This window comes from Synechococcus sp. RC10B2 (assembly GCF_047502635.1).
This window is the reverse complement of sequence record NZ_JANSHO010000052.1, coordinates 77,342-98,489: the sequence shown is the minus strand read 5'-3', so window position 1 is coordinate 98,489 and position 21,148 is coordinate 77,342. Positions and strand designations below refer to the sequence as shown.

The 21,148-nt window shown below is 60.5% G+C and carries 23 protein-coding genes and 1 tRNA gene; 16 read left to right on the top strand and 8 right to left on the bottom strand.

Going from position 1 to position 21,148, the window contains the following annotated elements:
• Nucleotides 1–331: 331 nt before the first annotated feature.
• The 3 genes from NW855_RS06425 to NW855_RS06415 form a co-directional block, all read right to left on the bottom strand.
• A complete protein-coding gene (locus tag NW855_RS06425) occupies nt 332–445 on the bottom strand; it encodes a photosystem I reaction center subunit VIII (protein ID WP_011428960.1) in 114 nt (37 codons plus the stop codon).
• A 49-nt stretch (nt 446–494) separates the two neighbouring features.
• Nucleotides 495–965, bottom strand: coding sequence for a photosystem I reaction center protein subunit XI (locus NW855_RS06420; protein ID WP_099812636.1), 471 nt, complete (start codon nt 963–965; stop codon nt 495–497).
• A gap of 369 nt (nt 966–1,334) precedes the next feature.
• Nucleotides 1,335–1,988 (bottom strand): TMEM165/GDT1 family protein, encoded by a 654-nt coding sequence (locus NW855_RS06415; RefSeq protein ID WP_099812637.1) that lies wholly within the window; start codon nt 1,986–1,988, stop codon nt 1,335–1,337.
• 108 nt (nt 1,989–2,096) lie between these two features.
• Here NW855_RS06415 and NW855_RS06410 point away from each other — a divergent pair.
• Nucleotides 2,097–2,169 (top strand) — tRNA-Ile (locus NW855_RS06410).
• Between the two features lie 196 nt (nt 2,170–2,365).
• On the opposite strand, the gene NW855_RS06405 is transcribed toward NW855_RS06410, so the two are convergent.
• Together NW855_RS06405 and NW855_RS06400 are read right to left on the bottom strand one after the other, a co-directional pair.
• Nucleotides 2,366–3,640: a D-alanyl-D-alanine carboxypeptidase gene (locus NW855_RS06405; protein ID WP_099812638.1), complete on the bottom strand. Its 1,275-nt coding sequence runs from the start codon at nt 3,638–3,640 to the stop codon at nt 2,366–2,368.
• A gap of 46 nt (nt 3,641–3,686) precedes the next feature.
• Nucleotides 3,687–4,067: a hypothetical protein gene (locus NW855_RS06400; RefSeq protein WP_011428956.1), complete on the bottom strand. Its 381-nt coding sequence runs from the start codon at nt 4,065–4,067 to the stop codon at nt 3,687–3,689.
• Between the two features lie 330 nt (nt 4,068–4,397).
• Here NW855_RS06400 and NW855_RS06395 point away from each other — a divergent pair, with 330 nt between their 5' ends.
• The gene (locus NW855_RS06395; protein WP_414346803.1) at nt 4,398–4,844 is read left to right on the top strand and encodes a Fur family transcriptional regulator; all 447 of its coding nucleotides are present in this window, start codon (nt 4,398–4,400) and stop codon (nt 4,842–4,844) included.
• 180 nt (nt 4,845–5,024) lie between these two features.
• Nucleotides 5,025–7,406, top strand: a complete 2,382-nt coding sequence (locus NW855_RS06390; protein ID WP_011428954.1) for a M48 family metalloprotease — start codon at nt 5,025–5,027, stop codon at nt 7,404–7,406.
• A gap of 7 nt (nt 7,407–7,413) precedes the next feature.
• Here the strand turns inward: NW855_RS06390 and NW855_RS06385 are convergent, their stop codons facing one another.
• Nucleotides 7,414–7,866, bottom strand: coding sequence for a phosphomannose isomerase type II C-terminal cupin domain (locus NW855_RS06385; protein WP_206336915.1), 453 nt, complete (start codon nt 7,864–7,866; stop codon nt 7,414–7,416).
• A 125-nt stretch (nt 7,867–7,991) separates the two neighbouring features.
• On the opposite strand from NW855_RS06385, the gene NW855_RS06380 reads away from it, so the two are divergent.
• The 7 genes from NW855_RS06380 (at nt 7,992) to folK (ending at nt 14,853) form a co-directional block, all read left to right on the top strand.
• The gene (locus NW855_RS06380; RefSeq protein WP_011428952.1) at nt 7,992–8,357 is read left to right on the top strand and encodes a 2Fe-2S iron-sulfur cluster-binding protein; all 366 of its coding nucleotides are present in this window, start codon (nt 7,992–7,994) and stop codon (nt 8,355–8,357) included.
• Nucleotides 8,350–9,648 carry an O-antigen ligase family protein gene (locus NW855_RS06375; RefSeq protein ID WP_071813484.1) on the top strand — a complete coding sequence of 433 codons (1,299 nt, stop codon included), beginning with the start codon at nt 8,350–8,352 and terminating at the stop codon, nt 9,646–9,648. Before NW855_RS06380 ends, NW855_RS06375 begins: the two co-directional genes overlap by 8 nt.
• Nucleotides 9,649–9,835: 187 nt before the next feature.
• Entirely contained in the window at nt 9,836–11,230 is a 1,395-nt protein-coding gene (gene rlmD, locus NW855_RS06370; RefSeq protein ID WP_099812640.1) for a 23S rRNA (uracil(1939)-C(5))-methyltransferase RlmD, read from the top strand.
• Nucleotides 11,231–11,383: 153 nt separating this feature from the next.
• Complete coding sequence (gene ychF / locus NW855_RS06365) at nt 11,384–12,475, top strand: redox-regulated ATPase YchF (protein WP_414508533.1); 1,092 nt, start codon at nt 11,384–11,386, stop codon at nt 12,473–12,475.
• A gap of 637 nt (nt 12,476–13,112) precedes the next feature.
• Nucleotides 13,113–13,982, top strand: a complete 870-nt coding sequence (folP, locus tag NW855_RS06360) for a dihydropteroate synthase (protein ID WP_099812642.1) — start codon at nt 13,113–13,115, stop codon at nt 13,980–13,982.
• Nucleotides 13,969–14,340, top strand: coding sequence for a dihydroneopterin aldolase (folB, locus tag NW855_RS06355; RefSeq protein WP_099884410.1), 372 nt, complete (start codon nt 13,969–13,971; stop codon nt 14,338–14,340). Before folP ends, folB begins: the two co-directional genes overlap by 14 nt.
• Before the next feature lie 6 nt (nt 14,341–14,346).
• On the top strand, nt 14,347–14,853 hold the full coding sequence (gene folK, locus NW855_RS06350; protein WP_414508532.1) for a 2-amino-4-hydroxy-6-hydroxymethyldihydropteridine diphosphokinase: 507 nt from the start codon (nt 14,347–14,349) through the stop codon (nt 14,851–14,853).
• Here the strand turns inward: folK and gap are convergent.
• Complete coding sequence (gene gap / locus NW855_RS06345; RefSeq protein WP_099884412.1) at nt 14,839–15,870, bottom strand: type I glyceraldehyde-3-phosphate dehydrogenase; 1,032 nt, start codon at nt 15,868–15,870, stop codon at nt 14,839–14,841. The two genes, folK and gap, sit on opposite strands and share 15 nt — an antisense overlap.
• 188 nt (nt 15,871–16,058) lie before the next feature.
• Here gap and surE point away from each other — a divergent pair, with 188 nt between their 5' ends.
• On the top strand, nt 16,059–16,790 hold the full coding sequence (gene surE, locus NW855_RS06340) for a 5'/3'-nucleotidase SurE (RefSeq protein ID WP_011428943.1): 732 nt from the start codon (nt 16,059–16,061) through the stop codon (nt 16,788–16,790).
• Here surE and NW855_RS06335 read toward each other — a convergent pair.
• A complete protein-coding gene (locus NW855_RS06335) occupies nt 16,773–17,393 on the bottom strand; it encodes a DUF3318 domain-containing protein (RefSeq protein WP_011428942.1) in 621 nt (206 codons plus the stop codon). The genes surE and NW855_RS06335 overlap by 18 nt on opposite strands.
• A 200-nt stretch (nt 17,394–17,593) precedes the next feature.
• On the opposite strand from NW855_RS06335, the gene NW855_RS06330 reads away from it, so the two are divergent.
• From NW855_RS06330 to NW855_RS06310, 5 genes are all read left to right on the top strand, one after another.
• Complete coding sequence (locus NW855_RS06330; protein WP_099812645.1) at nt 17,594–18,358, top strand: GvpL/GvpF family gas vesicle protein; 765 nt, start codon at nt 17,594–17,596, stop codon at nt 18,356–18,358.
• Nucleotides 18,359–18,518: 160 nt separating this feature from the next.
• Complete coding sequence (locus tag NW855_RS06325) at nt 18,519–19,046, top strand: hypothetical protein (RefSeq protein WP_011428940.1); 528 nt, start codon at nt 18,519–18,521, stop codon at nt 19,044–19,046.
• Between the two features lie 50 nt (nt 19,047–19,096).
• Entirely contained in the window at nt 19,097–19,561 is a 465-nt protein-coding gene (locus tag NW855_RS06320) for a GUN4 domain-containing protein (RefSeq protein ID WP_011428939.1), read from the top strand.
• Nucleotides 19,562–19,589: 28 nt separating this feature from the next.
• A complete protein-coding gene (locus tag NW855_RS06315; protein WP_414508531.1) occupies nt 19,590–20,342 on the top strand; it encodes a DUF1995 family protein in 753 nt (250 codons plus the stop codon).
• Nucleotides 20,306–21,073, top strand: a complete 768-nt coding sequence (locus NW855_RS06310; RefSeq protein WP_414508530.1) for a hypothetical protein — start codon at nt 20,306–20,308, stop codon at nt 21,071–21,073. The genes NW855_RS06315 and NW855_RS06310 overlap by 37 nt, the downstream gene beginning before the upstream one ends.
• Nucleotides 21,074–21,148 lie beyond the last annotated feature (75 nt).

Genomic DNA, 21,148 nt, shown 5'->3' with positions numbered 1-21,148 from the left:
CTTTCTCTCCTTCCTCTTGAATACCTGTACCCTATTTTAAATTAAAAGGCTGTAAGGCTGGCCATCGACTTCTTCTTCTCGTTAAAAGTTGAAAGGGGGTTGCGCAAGCTGCCCTTTTCCTTGTTGGTATGGGATCAGCTCGCCGGATCCTGCTCCACTCTAAAGTCCTTTGGAAGTTCCCCTTTCCCAAAAGCAAGAAGACCCAACCTTGGTCGGGTACTGCCCCAGGCAAGACGGCAGCGCGTCCAGAAACAGCCGCTGTGCCAAAAAGGGAGGGATCCCTTGTCTAGCTAGGGATCCCTCTTCCGAAACCCATTGAGATGAGAACCAGTTAGTCGCGCTCAATGTACAAAAAGAGCACAGCCATGGTTACTGCCGGCAGCAGCCAACCGACAATGGGGACGAAAATCCAAGGAAGATAAGCAGCAGCGTAAGAACCGGTCATGATCTTGCTCCTCTCCAGTGCCTTGACAAGTTTGACAACTCAATTAACCTTAATTCACCAACCCTCGAAAGATGGCGTCGATCCCGGCAAAGTTCTCCAACAAGAAGTAGGCAGCAAACACGCCACCCATACCTCCCAAGAAAAATCCTGCTGTCAGATCCCCCCAGCCACGGGCCGTAGATAGAGGATTGGCGCCCGGCGTTTCCGGCTTGTTTCCAAAGGTAACGCTGCCATAGGCGGACATACAGGCGGTTCCCAGCAGCACAATCGCCATCGCCGTGACCAGCCCGCCCAAATTGGCTGCCTCAGGATAGTCGCGCAGCGGGCCCACCACGATTTCTGGCCCCACCAAAAAATAGCCATGCGCCAACCCAATCTCCAGCCCTCGCAACAGCGGCGATAGGCCAGGCCGGTTAATGGGGAGGTTGTTGATAAACAGACGGGTGAGAGGAGAGTCACTGATGGGCGTTGAAAGATGGCCCTCGCAGGGATCGTCGTTAAAGGTGCGAATGTAATCCATGTCCGAAGATCCTGGCTGGAATTTTGGGATTCATTCTACGGGGCCTCAGTTCTCGTCTCAGCAGCCGCTATCCGGATCGTTAAAAAAGTTCATGCTTGCTTAACAGAGATACAGACCCTCGCGCTTTGGTTCAACGACGCCGTGCCACCCCAGAAGATAGAATGCAACTGCGAGCCGCGCTACACAAAAGGATAGCTTGGTAGCCCCGTACTTTAGTACGCGGCGGAAAAGCCCTTGAGCAACTTTAGTTGCTTCTTTGTTATAGTTAGTACAGAGCTTCTCCAGGAAAACAACCTACTGCGGTGCAAAACCCGCGCGGCAATAACTAACCTGGAGGAACTTAAGTCCGAAGTAAGCAGAACTTTGAGGTTATGCCTCAAAGGACTGTCTAGGGGCGTCTTGACAGCGCCTTCGCGAGTCCATTTTGGGCTGCGTAAGAATCCCCTGGGTGGGAGTGTCAATTTTCCCTGGCAGGCCATCCTCGGTTCCTCCAGAGGGCTCACGCTTCCCTTGCCATTCTCGCCAGAGAACATAGCTCCCGATTGCCAGGAAGCCGAGGCCAGCCAACCATTCTAGCCAGGCTGCCGGGATCACCTGCCCCAGGGATCCCCCTAAGGCTACGCTGAGCAAACTGGCGGTCACCAGGGCGCTGGCAGAGCCGAAAAAGATCGCCCAGGGAGACTTGGACTGGGCGCTTATGAGCAAGGTGGCCAACTGAGTCTTATCGCCCATCTCCGCCACAAACACGGTTAAAAAGGTAACAAGCCAGAGCTGTAGCGGGGATCCCTCTGGCGGGTTGTTGACGGCGGAAGGCGCTTCAGGGGGGGACGGCACCGTCTGCGCTTCCAGGGCAGGAGACAGAGCCAGGTTCTGGCCGGTGGGTTGCCAGTCCACAGAGGCGGCTTCGTTCCAGGGGAGATAGTGCTGCCCAACGGCCCAAAAAACCAAACCGAGAACCAAGGATAAGGCAGTCAGCCCCAAGCCTAAAGCCAGTTGCCTCTGCCAGGAACGCGCTGATGCCATGGTCTCTGCTGTCCGCTAACCACCGACATGCAGCTTATCCTGTAGCGGGGCTCTTTTTCACCGGTTCTGGAAAGAACAAGGGCGCTAGAGTAAAAAGTAGAAGAAGAAGGGGCGTTGGCCGAGCGGTTTAGGCAGCAAACTCATAATTTGCCTTACACAGGTTCGATTCCTGTACGCCCCATCGCCGCAACCCTCTCCGGAGAAGGGCTGTAAACTACCCGACTCCGACTGCCCCCTCAATCCCCCCTATATCCCCCCGTACACGGGGGGACTGGGGGGCGGGGCTCCTGCGGCTTCTGGCTGAATTGAAACCGGCTTGCGAGGGTTTGCCATCCCCAGGCGCTTTGCTGCTGAGGCGACCCCTCCCAGGCAAACCGTCAAAGGCGAGGGCTCGACTCCCTGCGGGATCTCGTATCTAAGGGACGAGGCAGCCAGCGCTCGGGCAAGGCGGCGGGGGATCCCCAGCGGGACTGGAGCCGGCTGAGAAACTCTCCCTGCCAGGTGCGCAAGTCGGCCAAGTTGGCCCCGCCGTTCATGACGGCAAACCAGATATCGCCCCGCTCAGTTGGCAACACGCCCGCCAAGGTGCTGACGCCGCTCAGGGTGCCCGACTTGGCGATCAAGATCCCCGGCAGAAGCCGCCGCTCCAGCACGCCCACATCCTGGCCGACGACGGCAAAGGCATCCGCCAGCGACAAGCCGCGCTCTTCCAGCAACGCCTGGGTTGCCCGCAACATGGCTACATTGGCCCGCGGGGAGATGCGGTTTTCCACCCCCAATCCCGAGCCGTTGATCAGGTGCAGCTCTTCTGCCGGGATCCCTGCTGCAGCGCGGGCTATTTGGGCAACCTGGGCCGCTCCTCCCACCGCCTCTGCCAGCATCTCGGCCATGGCATTGTTGCTGTAGAGGTTCATCAGCTTGAGCAGGTGAATGAGGGGAGGCGACTCATGCCTGAGCAAGACCTGGGCCTCCGAAGGGATCTGCTGGGCAACTCGCACCGACCCCAAAATCTCCACCTGCGGCCTGGGGGTGCCGGGGGGCAAGGTCTGGAATTGCGCCTGGGCTTCCGGGGGCCAGAGGCGGGCATCCAGCCCCTGGCGCAGCAGGGATCCCGAACGGGCCCCATCCCGGGAAAAGTTCATGTAGAAGCGGCCCACCACCACCAGATCCCCGCGCACCTGGCGGATCCCCTGGGCGTTGAGGGCGTTCCCCACCGCGAAGGCTTCCTCCCAGACAAAGAAGGGATCCTCCCCCCCCAGCACCCAGAGATCGCCCTGCAAAACTCCGTCCGTTCCCAGCGAACCGGTTGCCAAGTAGGTGGTCACAAAGCGGTGGTGCGGGCCAAACTGCTGCAGAGCAGCCAGGGTGGTGGCCACCTTGGTCAGGGAGGCCGCCGGCAAAGCCTTGGATCCCTGATGTTGCCCCAAAACCTCGTCGCCCCTCTGCAGCCAAACCCCCTGGGCCGTGGAAGCAAAGCCGCGGCCGCTCAACTGGGCCAGGTAGGTCTCCACCTGAGGTTGCAGGGATCCCTGCGCCGTCGCCTGAGCTGAGCTCAGCAGAAGGAACGCCGCCGAGAGCGTCCCCCCCCAGATCGCAACCAGCCGCCAGCCCGGCCGCTGTCGTTGGCAATAGCGTTGCGGAGCACTTTTCACCCAAAATGCCCTCTAAAAACGCCAACCCACCCCCAGAGCGGAGCCCTCAGCTTGGCAACTCCCAGCCGCTTTCTTCTAGCGGCTCCACGTCGATGGTGCCGGGGGGCGTTTGCCGATAAAAATGGCCATCGGCAACAAACAGCGGCTCGCCACAACTGGGGCAAAAGAAGCGGCTGCCCTCGATGGCCTGAGACTCGGACCCACACACCGGGCAGCGATCCGTGGCGATCCAGCGGCGCGCCCACCAGCGAAAGGCCAGCAGCACCAGCACCGGCAGAGAGAGCAAGAACAGCAACAGAGCCACCAACCCGGCGACCAGCCACCCCAGCCCGACACGGGTCAGCAAAGCTGCCAAGGCCAGGGATCCCAGCCAGAAGCCCCAGCCGGTTAGAGAAATGGAATAGGTTTTGGGCTGCTCAAACCGCATCTTTGTTTTCCCTTCCCGTATTGACTACGCTTAGCAACGCCGCCGGGATGCCGCGGGCCTTTTCCCGAGTTATGTTAGCCCAGACTCACTCGAACTATAAGGCCACCTGGGCATACCCTGTAGGCTAGCTCATTTCCAATAGACGCGGGATCCGGTTTCCCGCACCCCTTCTTCTGCCGGCCCAGGCGCTGCCGTTGCTTCTCAAGAAGGCAACAGGATCCCTTTGGCAGCCGAAAGTCAGTGGCGCTATCTTACTTAAATGAGGCTATTATCAATTACAGAACTTATTGACTGTTACGGCGACGTTGCCCAACAGCGGAGGGGGGCATCATGGTCTACACGGAAGAAGCCTTCAAAGCGGAGCTAAATGCCAAAGGCTGGCGAGCCACTCGGCAGCGGGAAATCATCCTCCAGACCTTTCAAAACTTGCCTGAGGGGACTCACCTGAGCGCCGAGGAGCTGCACAAAAAGCTGCGGGAAGAAGGCCACAACATCAGCCTTTCCACCATCTATCGCACCGTCAAGCTGATGGCGCGCATGGGCATTTTGCGCGAGCTGGAACTGACCGAAGGCCACAAGCATTACGAGATCAACCAGCCGGCCCCCCACCACCACCACCATTTGGTGTGCGTCAAGACCAACAAGGTCATTGAGTTCAAAAACAACGCCATCCTGAATATCAGCCAGAAGGTGGCTGAAAAGTACGGCTTTAAAGTGCTGGATTGCCAGCTCACCATCATCGGCATCAGCCCGGAGGGACAGCGCTCGATCTTGTAGCCAAACAATTTCTGCAGCTCAGCTCCTGGATAAATGCTTGCCCTGGGCGTTCTGTACTGGGTTTGGGGGGAGATGGGGATCCCTTGGTAGAGAAAATGCCAGAATAGCCGCTGTAAAGTCGAAAGCCATTGGCAATTGAAGCAATAGCTCAGCTTACCCTACCCCCTCCGGGAGACGGCCATGAACGAGCAGGAATTGGCGCAGTGGCTAGAGCAAGCTCTGGCAGACCTGCGTCTGAGAGTTCAGGTGAAGGCCCAGCCCCTCCAAAGCAGTCCTGGGGATTACGCTTTGGTGATCATGATCAACCACCCTGCTCACGTTGCTCTCGACCATGAGAGGCTGACGGCCTGGTTCCAGAAGGCAATTCCCAGCCGCTATCCCCAAGTCAAGCGCTTGGCTCTCTACAGCCGCCCCATCGGCCAACAGCAGGCCAACTGGAAAACTCAGGTGAGGCTGGCTCCGGAAGCGGCGACGGGCAGGGGGGATCCCGCCGACAGTCCAGATCTCAGCCGCTATTGCTTTGTCCAAGACCGCCAGTTGCTCACCGCTGACCTGCCTCAACCCTCCAGCGTGGTGCGCCAGGCGGTCTTGGGTTTTCATAACCTCACCGCTGGGCAAAAGGAAGAAGTGCTGCCCCTGTTGCCCACCTTGTTCCGCAACCCCGGTGCTGTCTCGACGGCAATGCTGTCGGTGGATGCGGCCCTGTGGCTAGAGCCCTTGAAAAGCCTCAATCCCCACGAGCTGCGCCTGTTGAGCGTTTGGCTGAGCCGCTATTGCTTCAACCCCAGCCGCGCCTTGGCCGACTTGGATCCCGCCACCTCCAATCTCAGAACCGGTCAGACCCGACGCCGGTACCGCGCTCCTCAGACAGGGGTCTCGCTGGTTTTGGCCAGCTTTGCTGGCAACCTCACTCTGGCCGCCGGCGTGACCCTGAGCCTGTTGTTCGGCATGGTGTTTGTGTTGGCCCTGGCCGTTTTCGGCACCTTGGAAGGGGGGTTCTCTTTTGGCTCTTTTCTTTCCGCCGTTCTGCTCACCCTGGCCTTCAACGCCCTAATTTTCTTTTTGTCTCCCTGGTTGATGGACTGGATCCAGCACAGCCTCTACAGCACCCAGTGGGTGAGCTTGGCGGAAATTGGGCGTCGCAGCCCAGAGAGCGCGGAGGTGATCGCCCGCGTCTGTCGCCAGTACAAGCTGAAGCAGCCGAAGCTGGGCTTGATCCGCGACCAAAACCCTACTGCTTTTACCTATGGCAGCCTGCCGGATACGGCCCGCATCGTCGTCAGCGAAGGGTTGTTCACCTACTTGGAAGATGAGGAGGTGGCCACGGTCTATGCCCACGAGCTGGGGCATGTGATCCACTGGGATTTTGCTGTCATGACCCTGGCTTCCACGTTGGTGCAGATTCTCTACCTCCTCTACGTCTACCTGCGCGACACGCGCCGAGACCGCAGAGGGGGCAAAAACATAGGTTCCTTGGCTCTGGTCGCCTACTTTTTCTACGTGGCCGGCTCCTACTTGGTGCTGTACCTGTCGCGGGTGCGGGAGTACTTTGCCGATCACTTTGCCGCCGAAATCACCGGCAACCCCAATGCCCTCTCGCGGGCTCTGGTGAAAATAGCCTTTGGCATTGTGCAAGAAGGGGAGCGGCAACAGGATGAGGAAACCCGACAGCGCAGCGCTCGCCTGCTGGAAGGCACACGGGCCTTGGGGATCTACGATGCCAAGGCGGCGGTGATGGCGGGGACAGCCTACCGGGTGGCCGCGGATCCCAGCCAGGTGGGCAGGGTGTTTTTGTGGGATCTGTTTAACCCTTGGGCCGGGTGGATGGAGCTGAACTCCACCCATCCCCTCACCGGCAAGCGGGTGCGGGCGCTGGGCACCTATGCCGAACAACTGGATCTGCCGGTGGAGTTCGACATGGCCAGCGTGGTGGCCCAGGGCAAGCAGCTCAACCGCCAGCAGCTCTACGGCAATTTTCTTCTGGACGTGGTTTTGTTAAACGCCGAGTGGCTGGGGGCGATCTTGGGGATGGTGCTTGGGATCCCCGCTCTGCAGGCGGGGTCTTACGGCATGTTTGCCGGCCTGGTTCTGGCGGGAGCCAGCTTGGGCCTGCTGCTGAAGATGACGGTGATGTACCCCAGCTTGGAAAACCCGCCGGCATTGACGGTGTTGAAGGCCATGAGCAACCCCTACGCCAGCCCCTTGCGCGGCTTGCCGATGCAGCTAGAGGGGCGGGTGATCGGGCGGGGGGATGCGGGCTATCGCTTCGGCTCCGATCTCAAGTTCCAGGATGAGACGGGGATGATTTTCTTGCGCTATGTTTCTCGGTTTGGGCCGCTGGGCAACTTCCTGTTTGGGGCCAGCCGGGCAGGCAGGCTGGTGGGTCAAGAAGGGACGGTGGTGGGATGGTTCCGGCGGGGGATAGCTCCCTACCTGGATCTGTCCCGCTTCCAGAGCCGCTATGGCGAAGTGGTGACCAGCCATCCGGCCTTTGGACAGGCGGTGCAGGTGGCGCTGGGCTTGATGGCCGCCTTGCTGCTGATGACCGTTTTCCCCTTCTAGGACGGGCTCAGGATGAGGTCGACTGCCCGCTGTCGGCGCGGGCGTAGTCGTCGCTGAAGCGGATAATGTCGTCTTCGCCCAGGTACTGGCCGTTTTGCACTTCGATGATCACCAGGGGGATGACGCCGGGGTTTTCCAGGCGGTGCTTGGTGCAGGGGGGCACGTAGGTGGACTGGTTGGTGGTGATCAGCCGCTCTTCATCGCCGCAGGTCACTTTGGCGGTGCCGGCCACGACGATCCAGTGTTCGCTGCGGTGGTAGTGCATCTGCAGGCTGAGGCGATGCTTGGGCAGCACCACAATCCGCTTGATCTTGTAGCCGGGGCCCTCGTCCAGCACCGTAAAGCTGCCCCAGGGACGAGTTTCAGTATTGCTCTCGATGAGCTTGTTAAAAACTTCAGCCGAGAAGGTAGCTGGCAGTTTTTCCACTGAGGGCATGGGGGAATTGGGAGTTTCTAGCATAGGCTGCTCTCCTGGGGGCCCTGCCTTCAGCTTATCCTATGGAGCTGGGCAGTAGCCCAACTCCACTCAAATCTTGTGGGATCATGGAGAAGTCTCCTCATCGGGGGAAAAGGCCCTTCTTCTCCATGCATTCCTACCCGGTTCACATCCACGACCGCCAGAAAGACGCCCACTACTTCATCCAGGTGCCTGCCGACCAATACATCCTGGAGGCTGCCGAAGCCCAAGGGATCCAGCTTCCCTTTGCCTGTCGCAACGGCGCCTGCACCACCTGTGCGGTGCGGATCCGGCAGGGATCCCTCTACCAGCCGGAGGCAATGGGGATCTCGCGGGAGCTGAAGGAGCAGGGCTACGGGCTGCTGTGCGTGGGCTATGCCCGCTCCGAGCTGTGGGTGGAAACGCAAGATGAAGATGAGGTGTACGAGCTGCAGTTTGGCCGCTACTTTGGCCAGGGGCGGGTACGAGCGGGGATCCCCCTCGACGATGAGTAATTTTTCTGCCTCAGTTGCCTCTAAAGACCTGCCGCCGTCCCCCCGGCCTTGGCAGCTCCAGGGCTGGCTGTTGGGCTCGGCGGCGCTGATCCCGGTCAACCTGGCCCCTAGTCTGTTGCTGGCGGTGGTGGGGACGGTGCAAAGCTATGGCCGCTACTGGCAGCAAATCCGGCGGGATCCCGGCTTTTGGCTGGCGGGCCTGCTGAGCCTGGCGGTGGTGGTGACAGCGCTGCTGGGGGAGGACTGGCGGCTGAGCTTGCCGGGGATGTTCAACTACTGGCCTTTTCTCCTGATGCTGCCGGCCTTTGCTGCAGCGCTGAGGGATCCCCTCAGCCGCCGCTGCCTGGCGCAGGTGTTGGTGCTGGGCAGTGGCCTGATGCTGCTCTTGGGCTGGGGAGAAGTGCTGTGGGGGTGGCAGGGGCATCTCTTCTTGGGGCCGCTCTGGATTACGGGCGTGGCCGGTGGGGAGCGCCCGGCGGCAGCCTTCACCTCCCCCAATCTCCTGGCCATTTATCTTGTGATCCATCTGGGCTTGGCGGCGGGGCTGTGGGGGGCAACTCAATCTCACCCCACCAGAGCAGGGCTGGCGGCGCTGCTGGGGTTAGGATCCCTGCTGTTGCTGCTGACAGCCTCCCGCAACGGCTGGGGGGCAGGGGGGCTGGCGCTACTGATTGGGCTGGCCCTGCGGCGCTGCTGGTGGGGGCTCGCCTTCCTGGCCGGCTTGGGATTAGCCGGCTTGGCCGCTGCTTTGGACTGGCCCGGCTGGCGGGCGGTTGTCCCTTCCTTGATCTGGAGCCGGTTGGCAGACACCTTTGACCCCCAGGCCCCCTATTTCAGCTCGACGGCCAACCGCCTCGATGCCTGGCGCTTTGCCCTGCAGATGGTGTGGGAGCGGCCCCTGACCGGCTGGGGCTGGCAGAGCTTTCCTGCCCTCTACAATGCCCAGGATCCGCCAGAGCTGCTGGGCCACTGCCACAACTTGTACCTCCATCTGGCGGCAGAAGGCGGGATCCCTCTGCTGCTGGGCTACTTGGCCCTTTGGGGTTGGATCTTGGCGCGGGGCTGGCGAGCCTGGCGTTGCTCCCAAGACGAGATCCTCTTGGGAGTTTTACTGGCCTTGACGGCGTTTTTTGCTGCGGGGCTTTTGGATGTGGTGATCTTGGATGGCCGCCTTCACCTGTTGATCACCTTGCTCTTGGGCGCAGCTTGGGGGGCCAGCCTCGAGCTCCGCTGCAGCCAGGCAAAGAGGGTTCCGGCGGATCCCCAGGCACCCCGGTCAATGCCACAATAGAGTTCCTCCCTTGGGTTTTCTGGGATTACTCTGTTTCGGTTGCCGGATTTTCTTACGTATCGAGTTTAGCTTTGGATGGTCTCACCCGATTTCGATTGACCAAAACTTTGGCGGCGCAGGCCCCGCCCTGAGGACTCTGTCCCGCTTGCGCGAATAGGGCTGGGGAGAACGTCAACCACCTTTTTCCATGGAGCAGCCAATCCCTTCTCTGGCCCCTGATCCCATCAAGCCGGGGGATCTCCTATCCCTGGAGATCACCGACCTAACCCCTGAGGGCGATGGCATTGCCCATACGCTTGGCCACGGGCGGGGTCGGGTGGTGTTTGTCGCCCAAGCGGTGCCAGGGGATCGCGTGGTGGCTCAGATAACTGAGATCAAGCGCAACTATCTGGTCGGGCGAATTCGCTCCCTCATAGCTCCCTCGCCGCAGCGGGTGCGGCCGGCCTGCATTGTGGCGGACAAGTGCGGTGGCTGTCAGTGGCAGCACGTCAGCTACGCTCAGCAATTGGTTACCAAGCAGCAGATCCTCAGGGATGCGCTGGAACGAATTGGCGGTCTTACTCTGCCGGAGCCTGTCCCGATTTTGGGATCCCCGCAGCCGCTGCGCTACCGCAATAAGGTCACCTACCCCATTGCCAAAGCAGAGGGCCAGCCGCTGCGCATGGGCTACTACCGACCGGGCAGCCACCGCCTGGTGAACCTCAACCAGTGCCCTGTGCAGGACGAGCGGCTGGATGTGTTCTTGCGGGAAATTAAGCGGGATCTGCAGGAGGCCGGCTGGAGCGTCTACGACGAAAGCCGCCACCAGGGCCATCTGCGTCACTTGGGCTTGCGCATTGGTCGCCGCACCCGCGAGGTGCTCCTCACCTTGGTCAGTTGCAGCCGCGACCTGCCCCACCTAGAAAGGTGGGCCAAGCGCTGGATGCAGCGCTACCCCGACCTGGTGGGGGTTTGTCTCAACCTCAACCCGGCCCGCACCAACACCATCTTTGGCCCGCAAACGGAGGTGATTGCCGGGCGGGGATCCCTGCGGGAAGAATTGGCCGGTCTTTCCTTTTGGATTGACAGCACCTCCTTCTTTCAAGTCAACACGGAGCAGGCGGAGGCCTTTTTTACCTGGATAGTGGATCAGCTCCAGCTGCGCGGCGAGGAGATCGTCCTGGACGCCTACTGCGGCATCGGCACCCTAACCCTGCTCTTGGCCCGGCGGGCCAAACGGGCGATAGGGGTGGAAGTCCTGCCGGCGGCGGTGGCCCAGGCCCGCTACAATGCCCAGTTCAACGGCATCCCCTCGGCCCAATTTTTCCAGGGCGCAGTGGAAACGGTTTTGCCAACTCTGCCTCCTGCCGATATTGTGGTGTTGGATCCGCCGCGGCGCGGCTGCGAGCGGCAGGTACTCGAGATCCTAAAGCAGCGACAACCCCAGCGCCTTGTCTACATTAGCTGTCACCCTGCCACCTTGGCGCGCGACCTGCAAATTCTCATGGCCGAGGGATCCTACCGCCTAACCCAATGGCGAGCGGCCGACTTCTTTCCCCAAACAGGCCATGTAGAGGGGGTGGCCTTTTTGGAGCGGGTCTGAGGGCAACTCCAAAAACCTTGCCCAGCTTGCCGCAGAGCCGCCCTCTTGGTAAACGCAGCAGCCAGAGGCGACAAATGCTAACGTCAAAATAGTGACCTTAAAGTTTCGCAACGGATCCCTTTCCATTACCCTAGTTTTTCTTCCGCGATCTCGATGCTCAGAGCTGGAATTGTTGGCCTGCCCAATGTGGGCAAATCGACTCTATTTAACGCCCTCTGCGAAAATGCCAAGGCCGAGGCGGCCAACTTCCCTTTTTGCACCATTGAGCCCAACATAGGACGGGTGGCAGTGCCGGATGAACGCCTGCAGGTGCTGGCCAAGATCAGCGGCTCGGCGGCAATCGTCCCCGCCCAGATTGAGTTTGTTGACATTGCTGGCCTGGTGGCCGGCGCCAGCAAAGGCGAGGGGCTGGGCAACCAATTTCTCTCCCACATCCGCCAGGTGGACGCCATCGTACATGTGGTGCGCTGCTTCAAAGATGAGAACATCGTGCATGTGGCCGGCTCCGTGGATCCGGTGCGAGACATGGGCGTGATTAACCTGGAGCTGGCCCTGGCGGATCTGGCCCAGATCGAGCGGCGCTTAGAACGGGTGCGCAAACAGGCCAAGTCCGACAAAACGGCTCAAGTAGAGCTGCAGGCCCTGGAGAAGCTGCAGGCCGCTCTGGACGAGGGCAAGCCGGCTCGCCTGGTGCCCCTTAGCGCAGAGGAGGAGGTCGCCATCAAAGGGCTGGGGCTGCTCACCCGCAAGAAGGTGATCTACGCCGCCAACGTGGCAGAAACGGAGCTAGCCACTGGCAACGACTGGGTAGAGCAGGTGCGGCAGGTGGCCCAGGCAGAGGAGGCGCGTGTGGTGGTGGTCTCGGCCCAGGTGGAGGCGGAATTGGTGGAGTTGCCGCCTGAAGAGCGACAGGCTTATCTGGAGTCGCTGGGGGTGAAAGAAGGGGGGCTGAAATCCTTGATCCGCGCCACCTACGAGCTGTTGGGCCTGCGCACCTACTTTACCTCTGGCCCCAAAGAAACCCGCGCCTGGACAATCCCTGCCGGTGCCACTGCTCCCCAGGCGGCGGGGGTCATTCACTCGGATTTTGAGCGGGGCTTTATCCGGGCGGAAACGATAGCATATGAGGACCTAGTGGCAGCGGGATCCCTGAGTGCCGCCCGAGAGAAGGGCCTAGTGCGCAGCGAGGGCAAAGACTACGTGGTTCAGGAAGGAGATGTGATGCTCTTCCGTTTCCATGTCTAGGACTCCCTAGCCTATTCAGCCAAGCCGTGGTTTCTCAGCAGTGCCTCTAGGCAAAACGACTTATCTAGCCAGGGATCCCTGCTTCCAAGGGGTCTGCTTGACGCAACCGTTTTCCTGAGAAAACTGTTGACGCTGTAACGAAACATCACAATAATTGGACTAGATAAACAAGTACTTTAAGGGATGTATTGATGGATCTGCTGCAATACGGGCCGATGGCCTGGGTTTACCTAGCAATTTTTGCCTCCATCATCTGGTGCATCTGGGGTCGTTCGGAAGACGACATCATGTTTTAGCTCAAGCGGGAGGGGTTCCTCTGCGAGCTAAGGCTACTCCTTGGCCTTAGGCTGGCAGGGGATCCCTCCTAGGTATGGCTTTTTGCCGACCTCAGGTGACGTTTCCCCTCACTCACTCAACCAACTGAGGGTCATACCAAGGCAGATACACAACCGCGGCCCGCGCCACGCAGCCACTCCTCCCCTTCACGGGAGACACCTAGCAATACCCCAAAACAAACGGAGCGAGGGATCTGTATAGATTACTGCCCCCTGCGCTTCCCTACTTCTAGAATTCAGCTAGGCACGCGCTGGTCCTATCTGGGGCGGCTGCTCTGACAGCGAATTAGCTTGCAGGAGTTATGGGCGTTACCAGCTTGCTCTCTCGCCGTCCCCTGCCTGGGGCAGAACAAACACCGGAGGGGTACTGCCTTTCCTGGCGGGGTGTGGCGGTGATGGGGGTACTCAATGTAACCCCCGACAGCTTTAGCGACGGCGGCCAGTGGGGATCCGTGGAAGCTGCCGTGCAGGCAGCCAGAGCCATGGCAGCGGCGGGGGCCTTGATTGTGGATATCGGCGGCGAGTCCACCCGTCCGGGGGCAGAGCCGGTACCGGTGGAGGTGGAATGCGACCGGGTTTTGCCCGTGATTCGGGCTCTAGAGGGATCCGGCATTCTCATCAGCGTCGATACGCGCCGAACGGAGGTGGCAGCGGCAGCTCTGGCGGCTGGAGCGCACATGATTAATGACGTCACCGGCCTGCGCGATCCGCAGATGATGCAGCTGTGTGCCGAGAAGGGGGTGCCGGCAATCATCATGCACATGCGGGGAGAGCCCCGCACCATGCAGCAGCTTACCCACTACGAGGATCTGGAGGGAGAAGTTTTTGGGTTTCTCAAGGATCAAGCGGAACGGGCCCTGGCAGCCGGTGTTCCCAGCGTGGTTTTGGATCCCGGCCTGGGCTTTGCCAAAACCGCCGAGCAGAACATTGCCCTCCTCAGAGCGCTGCCGCGGCTGGTGGCCTATGGCTACCCGGTGCTGGTGGGAGCCTCGCGCAAAAGTTTTGTTGGCCAGCTTGCCGGCATTGCTGTGCCTAGAGAGCGGGATAGCGCCAGCGTAGCCGTGCACCTCTTTGCCGCCAGCCGGGGCGCTACCCTGGTGCGGGTGCACAACGTCCCCGCTCATGTCTCGGCTCTGGCGGCCTGGGCAGGTCTCCACGATGAACCCAACTAGGCTGGTGCTGCGGGGTCTTAGCTTCCATGCCCACCACGGCTATCGTCCTGAGGAGGCCGTGTTGGGAGGGCGCTTTGTGGTGGATGTGGAGATGCAGCTTGGTTGGGTTCCCCAAGCGGATGACCTGGCCCACACAGTGGACTACGCCCAGGTGTACGAGGCGGTGCGGGAAGAGGTAACCCAGCGACGCTACCGGCTGATCGAGACGTTGGCAGACCGGATTGCTGAGCGGCTGTGGCAAAGCTATCCCCAGGTGGAAGCCCTGACGGTGCGGGTGCACAAGCCACAGGCCCCCCTGCCCGGTTTGTTCGACGATGTCTACGTGGAGATTGTCCGCCACCGTTCTCCCAATAGCTAACCCTCGATGCAGCCCGACCTAGCCTACATTGCCCTGGGCAGCAACCTAGGGGATCCGCTGCAGCAATTGCGCTCGGCTGGGCAGAAGTTGCTCAGGTTGGGCCAGGTGGTGGCTCGCTCCAGCCTCTACCGCAGCCCCGCCCAAGGGGGGCCACCCGGCCAGCCCGACTACCTCAATGCTGTGGTGGCGTTGGATTCCTTTCCCCCTTACCAATCGCCCCTGGAGTTGCTGAGGGCGCTGCTGGCCATCGAGCAGGAGGCAGGGCGAGTGCGGCGCATCCGCTGGGAGGCCAGGACCCTGGACTTGGATCTGCTGGCAATGGGCAACCGGATCCTGAAGAGCCCTGAGCTAACCCTGCCCCACCCTCGCATGATGGAGCGCCCTTTTGTCCTGGCCCCGCTGTGCGAGATTGCTCCCCATTGGCGCCACCCCGAAACCGGCATAGCCGCAGCTGAGGCGCTGGCTGCCCTGGATAGCTCCTGGCTGGAGCGCACTGACCTAGGCTGGGATTGAGCTCTTTAGCGCAGCCGCCATTTTCGCCGCCAGATCCACCAGCCGCGAGGCATAGCCGTACTCGTTGTCGTACCAGGAGAGCACCTTCACCGTGCGATCCCCCAGCGTCATCGTCGACTCCAGATCCACAATCGAAGAATGGGGATCGCCGATGATATCGGCCGAGACAATGTGCGGCGGGGCAATGGCCAGGATACCGCGCATCGGCCCTTCTGCTGCCTCCACAAAGGCTTGGTTGACCGCCTCTTTGGTGATAGGCTGCTCGGTGCGCACGACAAAGTCCACAATCGAGCCGGTTAGGGTGGGCACCCGCAGCGCCAGGCCGTCCATCTTCCCTTTCAGGGCAGGCAAAACCTCGGCAACTGCCGTGGCTGCCCCAGTGGTGGAAGGCACAATCGACACCGCCGCCGAGCGGCCCCGGCGATAGTCCTTGGGATCCGGGCGATCCACAATGGCCTGGGTGGCGGTGTAAGCGTGGCAGGTGGTGAGAAAGCCCGTCTCGATGCCGAAGCGATCCAGCAAGACCTTGGCCAGCGGCGCCAGACAGTTGGTGGTGCAGGAGGCGTTGGAGACGATATGGTGCCGCTCTGGGTCGTACTGGTCGTCGTTAACCCCCATCACCACCGTCAGGTCGGCGCCTTTGGCAGGGGCGGAGATGATCACTTTCTTGGCGCCGGCTTCTAGGTGTTTGGCCGCCCCCTCCCGCTTGGTAAACAGGCCGGTGGACTCTATCACCAGGTCAACCCCGAGGTCTTTCCAGGGCAGTTGCGCCGGATCCCGTTCTGCCAGAACCCGGATCTTGTGGCTGCCGACTTGCAGGTGGCCATCCACAACGCTCACCGTCTGGGGCAGGCGCCCGTAGGCGGAGTCAAATTGCAGCAAGTAGGCCAAGTTCTCCGGCTCGGTGAGATCATTAACCGCCACCACCTCCAGCCCTCGCCCCGGCTGGGAGAGCAGCGCCCGCAAAAACGACCGGCCAATGCGGCCAAATCCGTTGATGGCTACCCGTGTGGTCATGGCAATCCTCCGGTATCAGTTCATGGTCATGGGTCGAGGGCTGCGGCGCAGGAGACGCCAACCCCTTAGGGATAGGTTAGAAGAAGAACGGGATCCGCCTTGCCTTTGCACTTCAGATCTCCAGATTTGGATCCCAACGGAGATTTGCGATTTAGGCTAACCCAGGAATTGCCGGTAGAGGAATTCAGATGAAGGTATTGCTGACCAACGATGATGGCATCGAGGCGGCGGGGCTGGCACACCTCAGACTGGCCCTCAGCGCTCTCGTTGCCGAGGAAAACTGCTGGATTGTGGCCCCCCACCAGCCGATTTCCGGCTGTAGCCACCAGGTAACGACGGGGCGGCCCTTTCGCGCCTGGGCCCGCGGCGAGCGCACCTTTGCCGTCGAGGGATCCCCTGCCGACTGTGTGCGGGTGGCCCTGTTTAAGCTCGCCCCTGCCGTGGATTGGGTGCTTTCTGGCATCAACGAGGGAGGGAATCTGGGATCGGATGTGTACTTGTCCGGCACGGTGGCGGCGGTGCGGGAGGCGGCGCTGCGTGGGATCGGAGGGATCGCCATTTCCCAGTATCGGGCAGGGAGCCAACCCATCGATTGGGAGCAGGCCCAGCGGTGGACGCGGGAGATCCTGGCCGAGCTGATGGAACAACCCCTGCCAGCCGGCTCCTTCTGGAATGTCAACTTGCCCCACCTGCCACCGGGATCCCCTTTGCCGGAGCGAGTTTACTGCCCCCTCTGCACGCAGCCGCTGCCACTCGATTACGCCGTAGAAGCAGAGGGGGAAGGCTTGGCATCGCTGTGGTTTCGCTACCAGGGGCGCTACGCAGAGCGAGCCCGCGATCCCCAGACCGATACCGATATCTGCTTCTCCGGTCGGATCGCCATCACCCAGGTGCACCTGTGCTCAGGAGCTCCCAGGTGAGGGGGTGAGGTTGCGGGCGATGGTTCTCAGCCGCTGCAGCCGCAGTGCCGTCAGGATATCGGTGGGATCCAGCTTGAGAACCTGCTCCAGGGCATCTGCTAGGTGTTGGGCTGCCTCTTGGCGGGTGTAGCCGCGGAACTGGGCGCGGCGCAAGGCAAACTCGTCGGCATCGAAATGGGCGCTCTCCCGATTCAGGTTTTGCCAGATCTGCCGCACCGAGAGCGCCGTGATGCCCCCCGCCAACAGGGCAGAAAACGGGTGCTGCAAAGAGAGCTCTGCCACGGTGGTGATGCCACCAAGCAAGGCCAGCGACTGGTAAAACCCCGGCTGTAGCCAGTTGCGGTTGTCGAACCAGCCCACCTCCCGCAAAAACAGCAGATCCCGCTGCGGCTGCGGGATCCCTTGCCAGCGGCGAAAATCGATGGCAATGATGCCCTGCGGCTGCCAAGGGGCCTTGCGGCGGGAGAACAACAGGGCCTCACCTCCCGAGTGGGGGACAACGCGGATCAAGGCCCGGAGAGAAGCGGGAAGCAGATCCCGCAAGCGTTCGATCTCTTCTTTTTGAAAGGTTTCCAAGGGTTTGAAGTCTGAGCGGCTGGTCATAGTTTTACCTGTAGAGGCACGGAGAGAGAGGATCCCACCTACCCCCCGGCAGCCTTGCGGCCCTGAACACCCCAGACCTGAAAAACCCTGCCAAGTTAGTCTACCGCATCTTCAGGTCGCCAGTAGCAGCCCCCCAGGGCAAAAAGCGCCAGCAAGTTTGCTTAGACTGAGAGGAAAAGTCTACGCCTCGATCCGAGCCAATGCCAGTTTTACCGGAACCCAGCGAACAGAGCGCCGGCAGCCCCCTTTACACCTATGCCTTCTTGCCGATGCCAGACGCGCCGCTTTGGCATTTCATTCAACAAACTCAAGGGATCCGCGGGCCGCTGCAGGTGTTTTCTCCCACAGGAGGCCGAATTGCCGCTGCTGTGGAGCCGATGCCGGATCCTGCGTCGCTGCAGGCTTCGGATGAGGTGCTGCTGCGTTCTGCCCTGCGCCACGACCAGGTGATCTGCCGGCTGTTTGCCCAGATGCCGCTGCTGCCCCTGCGCTTTGGCACCTGCTTTCTCTCAGCCGAAAAGCTGGGATCCCACCTATTGGCCCAGCAGGCGGAGTACGAACAGGCCCTCGCGGCCATCGGGGGAAGAGCCGAGTACTGCCTGAAAGGAAAACTGTCGCCCCAGCCCCCCCCGGATCCCCAACCCGCTCCCAGCGGCACAGCCTATCTGTTGGCCCGCAAACAAGCCTATCTCCAGCAACGACAGGCCCAAGAGCGGCAAGAACAGGAGCTGGCGGCCCTGCAGCAGCTTTGGCCTTCTACCTGGCCAGTGCAAAGAGGGGATCCGCAGCCGGGAGAAGTCCTGCGGCTTTACTTCTTGCTCACCCCTGCCGAACGGGAAACGGCAGCCCAGCTCGCCCAAACCTGGGTAGCAGCACACCCCCACTGGCAATTGGACTGGAGCGAGTCCCTGCCCCCCTATCACTTTGTGGGTGCCCTGCGGGATCCCTCCAGATGTACTCAGTAGTGCCCTAGCAAAAGGATCCCGTTTCGCGCGCCCGGAAACCCTGACCCAGCGAGGATGCAATGTTTTGGCTGTAATTTTTCAGGGTATTACTTACGGATTCTGGTGAGGGATTGGACTACACTACTATTTTTGAAAGTGACCTCCCGTCCCCTCAGCCGTCATGACCCTGGAAACATTTTTTACCCAGCTCAACGCCAACGGCTTAACGATTGCCATCCTGCTCTTTGCAGCTCCTTGGTTGGTTTGGGTTCTCTGCCACTGGATCCCAGGGCAGTGGGAAGAGCCTTTTTTGCTCAGCTTGAACATTGGCTTAGCAGCGGCAAGCCTTGTCCTCTGGGCCGGTTACTTGGCCTATGCCACCAACACGGCCGGCTGGCAGGCGGTGGTCAAGCAGGCGGATATGTTCTTGTTGCTGGTGCCTCCCTACTATTTCCTTAGCTCCATCTGGGTGGCACGGCAGCGCATGCCCCTCTCGCGGGTGCCGGCTTTCCGCACCTTGCAAGGGATCAGCATTTTGGCGGCGGTCTATCTCATCCTCTCTTGGCTCAGCCGCCGGGTCTATGTTGTCTTTTTCTCTTACCTACCCTTTTCGGCCTTTCTGTGGATCCTGGCGGGGTTGTTGGGGGTGGCCTATATTGGCTATCGCATCCTCTTTGGGAATCCGCCCCAGTACCCGCCCGAAAGCTGAGGGGCTGGCCGACAGGGACTAGAATTCGAAAGAAACCCTTTGCAACGGCAATGGTGACAGTCCCCCTGATTTCAGCCCTGAACATCGACTACCGGCCTTTGCAGGAGTTGTTAGCGGCGGGAGCTTGGCTGGAAGCGGATCGGCTGAGCCTGCAACTGCTGTGCCGGGCGGCGGGGGAGGGGGCGGCGCGGCGGGGCTGGCTGTACTTTTCCGAGGTGAGCCGGATCCCGGCAGAGGATCTGCGCACCATCGATGGCCTGTGGCGGGCGGCCTCCGGGGATCGCTTCGGCTACTCGGTGCAGCGGCAACTCTGGCTGGGGGTCAACCGCAACTGGGAGCGCCTCTGGCCGCTGATTGGCTGGAAGCAAGGCTACCACTGGACTCGCTATCCCGACGAGTTCACCTGGGATCTGTCCGCTCCCAAGGGCCACCTGCCCCTTTCCAACCAACTGCGGGGGGTGCGGGTGCTGGAGGAGCTGCTTACCCACAGAGCTTGGGAAGACCTATCCGGCTGAGCGTCTTTTGAATCTTATTGAATCTAAGTTGGATTGGACTGTGGCCGAGCAACTGCAACTGACCCAATTTCCCCACCTGCCCGGCGATCTGGCCCAAGCCTGCGAGCAGGCCATCCAGGCCACACGCCTGGCCCTGCAAGCGGGATACCGCCGCTTGCTCATCGAGATCCTGGCCCCCGACATCAAGCCGGAAGTCTTGGCTCGTCCATTTTTGGAGTTGGTGCCGCCACCGGCTTTGGTGTTGTTCAGCGATGCCGGCGGAGCGGCCCTGGCCCAGCGGGAATGGGGATCCCTCCCCGACGGGATCCAACTGCAGAGCCTGACTGCCCGCACCCAACCTACGCCAGAACAAAGTGTCCTGTTCGTGATGCCGGCGGTTTACAGCCTGGATCAGGTGGAGCGGGTTTGCCAGTTGGTGAGCGGCGGCGATCCCTCTGGGCTGGCGGCCAAAGGCCGGGATCCCAAGCCCGTCGTTCTCCTCAACCCGCAACTTCAGGATGCCGCCGCAGTGGGGGTGGGGTTGGCCGGGCGCCGGCTGCGGCAACGCTTCCTGAGCACCTTTGAGACCAGCTACTACCTGCGCTCGCTGGTAGAAGGAGCCCTGTTTCGCGCCTACCCGGATCCCTGGAGCGTGTGGCAGCAGGAAGAGCCCGGCCTCTACAGCGTCCTCAAAACCTTTAGGGCTCGGCCCAGCGGCGAAGAAGTGGCCGAGCTGTTCAGGGCCAGCAAGAGAGGGGATCCCTGGTGGAGCTGGCGGCGCTGGCTGGGCGGGATCCCATGATCGACCTGCAGCTTCAAGACTGGTGGTCGCGGCAACGGCTCACCCAGCTTAGCTACCCCAACCTATCTCTCAGCGGCGCAAGTGTGTCTTTGCGAGTCATTTTAGAGCCATTTAAAAACGTCGGCGCGATCTGGTATTCAAAGATTTATGGAGAGTATCAGGATAATGTTTTATTGCTGGCCTGCTCTCCAGATTTAGAAGGACTATCGGATCGTGTAAGATGCCTAAAACAGTCTCCTATTCAGAAACTTTGCCGAGAAAATTTTTCCAAACATTTTACTGAATATTTGCTAACTGATGCCGTCGCCTATGAATTAGAAATCCGATTTGAAGGCAAAGACTTTCTTGTTGTCGACCAAGAGAGGCTTGGAAATAGAGTTGTCCACCAAATCTACATTCACGACAACTGCTTTTTCAAACCCGTAGAGGACGATCTCCTAAGCAAGATTATCGGTTGCGTTCTTGAGCAACATAGCTTCTACTTAGGGCAGGAAATCGACTGGTCAGAGATCTCGGCGAGATTAACTGATCACTTGCTCACTTCGAGCAAAATCGAGATCCAAAGCGATCCCAAGAGGCAACATGTGTGGATCCCACAGCTAGAAGAAAAAAGTATCCTCTCGGATCCCTTTTTCAAAAAGCTTTCGGCCAGGGCACAGTGGTTATTGAAGGCAGATAAGCCCGTTTTAGGAAGAAAAAAGCCACTGCCTGAAGGGTTCGCCAGCATCTAATGCTTCTGATGATATTTTTGCCCCCTAGCTGCAGCACCTTCCCCAGGGCAGACTGCTCGTATCGCTGCTCCTATC

What these genes read in the sequence shown, in the direction of transcription:
- NW855_RS06425 (WP_011428960.1), bottom strand. Translation starts at nt 445, where the DNA reads ATGACCGGTTCTTACGCTGCTGCTTATCTTCCTTGGATTTTCGTCCCC.
- NW855_RS06420 (WP_099812636.1), bottom strand. Translation starts at nt 965, where the DNA reads ATGGATTACATTCGCACCTTTAACGACGATCCCTGCGAGGGCCATCTT.
- NW855_RS06415 (WP_099812637.1), bottom strand. Translation starts at nt 1,988, where the DNA reads ATGGCATCAGCGCGTTCCTGGCAGAGGCAACTGGCTTTAGGCTTGGGG.
- NW855_RS06400 (WP_011428956.1), bottom strand. Translation starts at nt 4,067, where the DNA reads ATGCGGTTTGAGCAGCCCAAAACCTATTCCATTTCTCTAACCGGCTGG.
- NW855_RS06395 (WP_414346803.1), top strand. Translation starts at nt 4,398, where the DNA reads ATGGTCTACACGGAAGAAGCCTTCAAAGCGGAGCTAAATGCCAAAGGC.
- NW855_RS06390 (WP_011428954.1), top strand. Translation starts at nt 5,025, where the DNA reads ATGAACGAGCAGGAATTGGCGCAGTGGCTAGAGCAAGCTCTGGCAGAC.
- NW855_RS06385 (WP_206336915.1), bottom strand. Translation starts at nt 7,866, where the DNA reads ATGCTAGAAACTCCCAATTCCCCCATGCCCTCAGTGGAAAAACTGCCA.
- NW855_RS06380 (WP_011428952.1), top strand. Translation starts at nt 7,992, where the DNA reads ATGCATTCCTACCCGGTTCACATCCACGACCGCCAGAAAGACGCCCAC.
- NW855_RS06375 (WP_071813484.1), top strand. Translation starts at nt 8,350, where the DNA reads ATGAGTAATTTTTCTGCCTCAGTTGCCTCTAAAGACCTGCCGCCGTCC.
- rlmD (WP_099812640.1), top strand. Translation starts at nt 9,836, where the DNA reads ATGGAGCAGCCAATCCCTTCTCTGGCCCCTGATCCCATCAAGCCGGGG.
- ychF (WP_414508533.1), top strand. Translation starts at nt 11,384, where the DNA reads ATGCTCAGAGCTGGAATTGTTGGCCTGCCCAATGTGGGCAAATCGACT.
- folP (WP_099812642.1), top strand. Translation starts at nt 13,113, where the DNA reads ATGGGCGTTACCAGCTTGCTCTCTCGCCGTCCCCTGCCTGGGGCAGAA.
- folB (WP_099884410.1), top strand. Translation starts at nt 13,969, where the DNA reads ATGAACCCAACTAGGCTGGTGCTGCGGGGTCTTAGCTTCCATGCCCAC.
- folK (WP_414508532.1), top strand. Translation starts at nt 14,347, where the DNA reads ATGCAGCCCGACCTAGCCTACATTGCCCTGGGCAGCAACCTAGGGGAT.
- gap (WP_099884412.1), bottom strand. Translation starts at nt 15,870, where the DNA reads ATGACCACACGGGTAGCCATCAACGGATTTGGCCGCATTGGCCGGTCG.
- surE (WP_011428943.1), top strand. Translation starts at nt 16,059, where the DNA reads ATGAAGGTATTGCTGACCAACGATGATGGCATCGAGGCGGCGGGGCTG.
- NW855_RS06335 (WP_011428942.1), bottom strand. Translation starts at nt 17,393, where the DNA reads ATGACCAGCCGCTCAGACTTCAAACCCTTGGAAACCTTTCAAAAAGAA.
- NW855_RS06330 (WP_099812645.1), top strand. Translation starts at nt 17,594, where the DNA reads ATGCCAGTTTTACCGGAACCCAGCGAACAGAGCGCCGGCAGCCCCCTT.
- NW855_RS06325 (WP_011428940.1), top strand. Translation starts at nt 18,519, where the DNA reads ATGACCCTGGAAACATTTTTTACCCAGCTCAACGCCAACGGCTTAACG.
- NW855_RS06320 (WP_011428939.1), top strand. Translation starts at nt 19,097, where the DNA reads ATGGTGACAGTCCCCCTGATTTCAGCCCTGAACATCGACTACCGGCCT.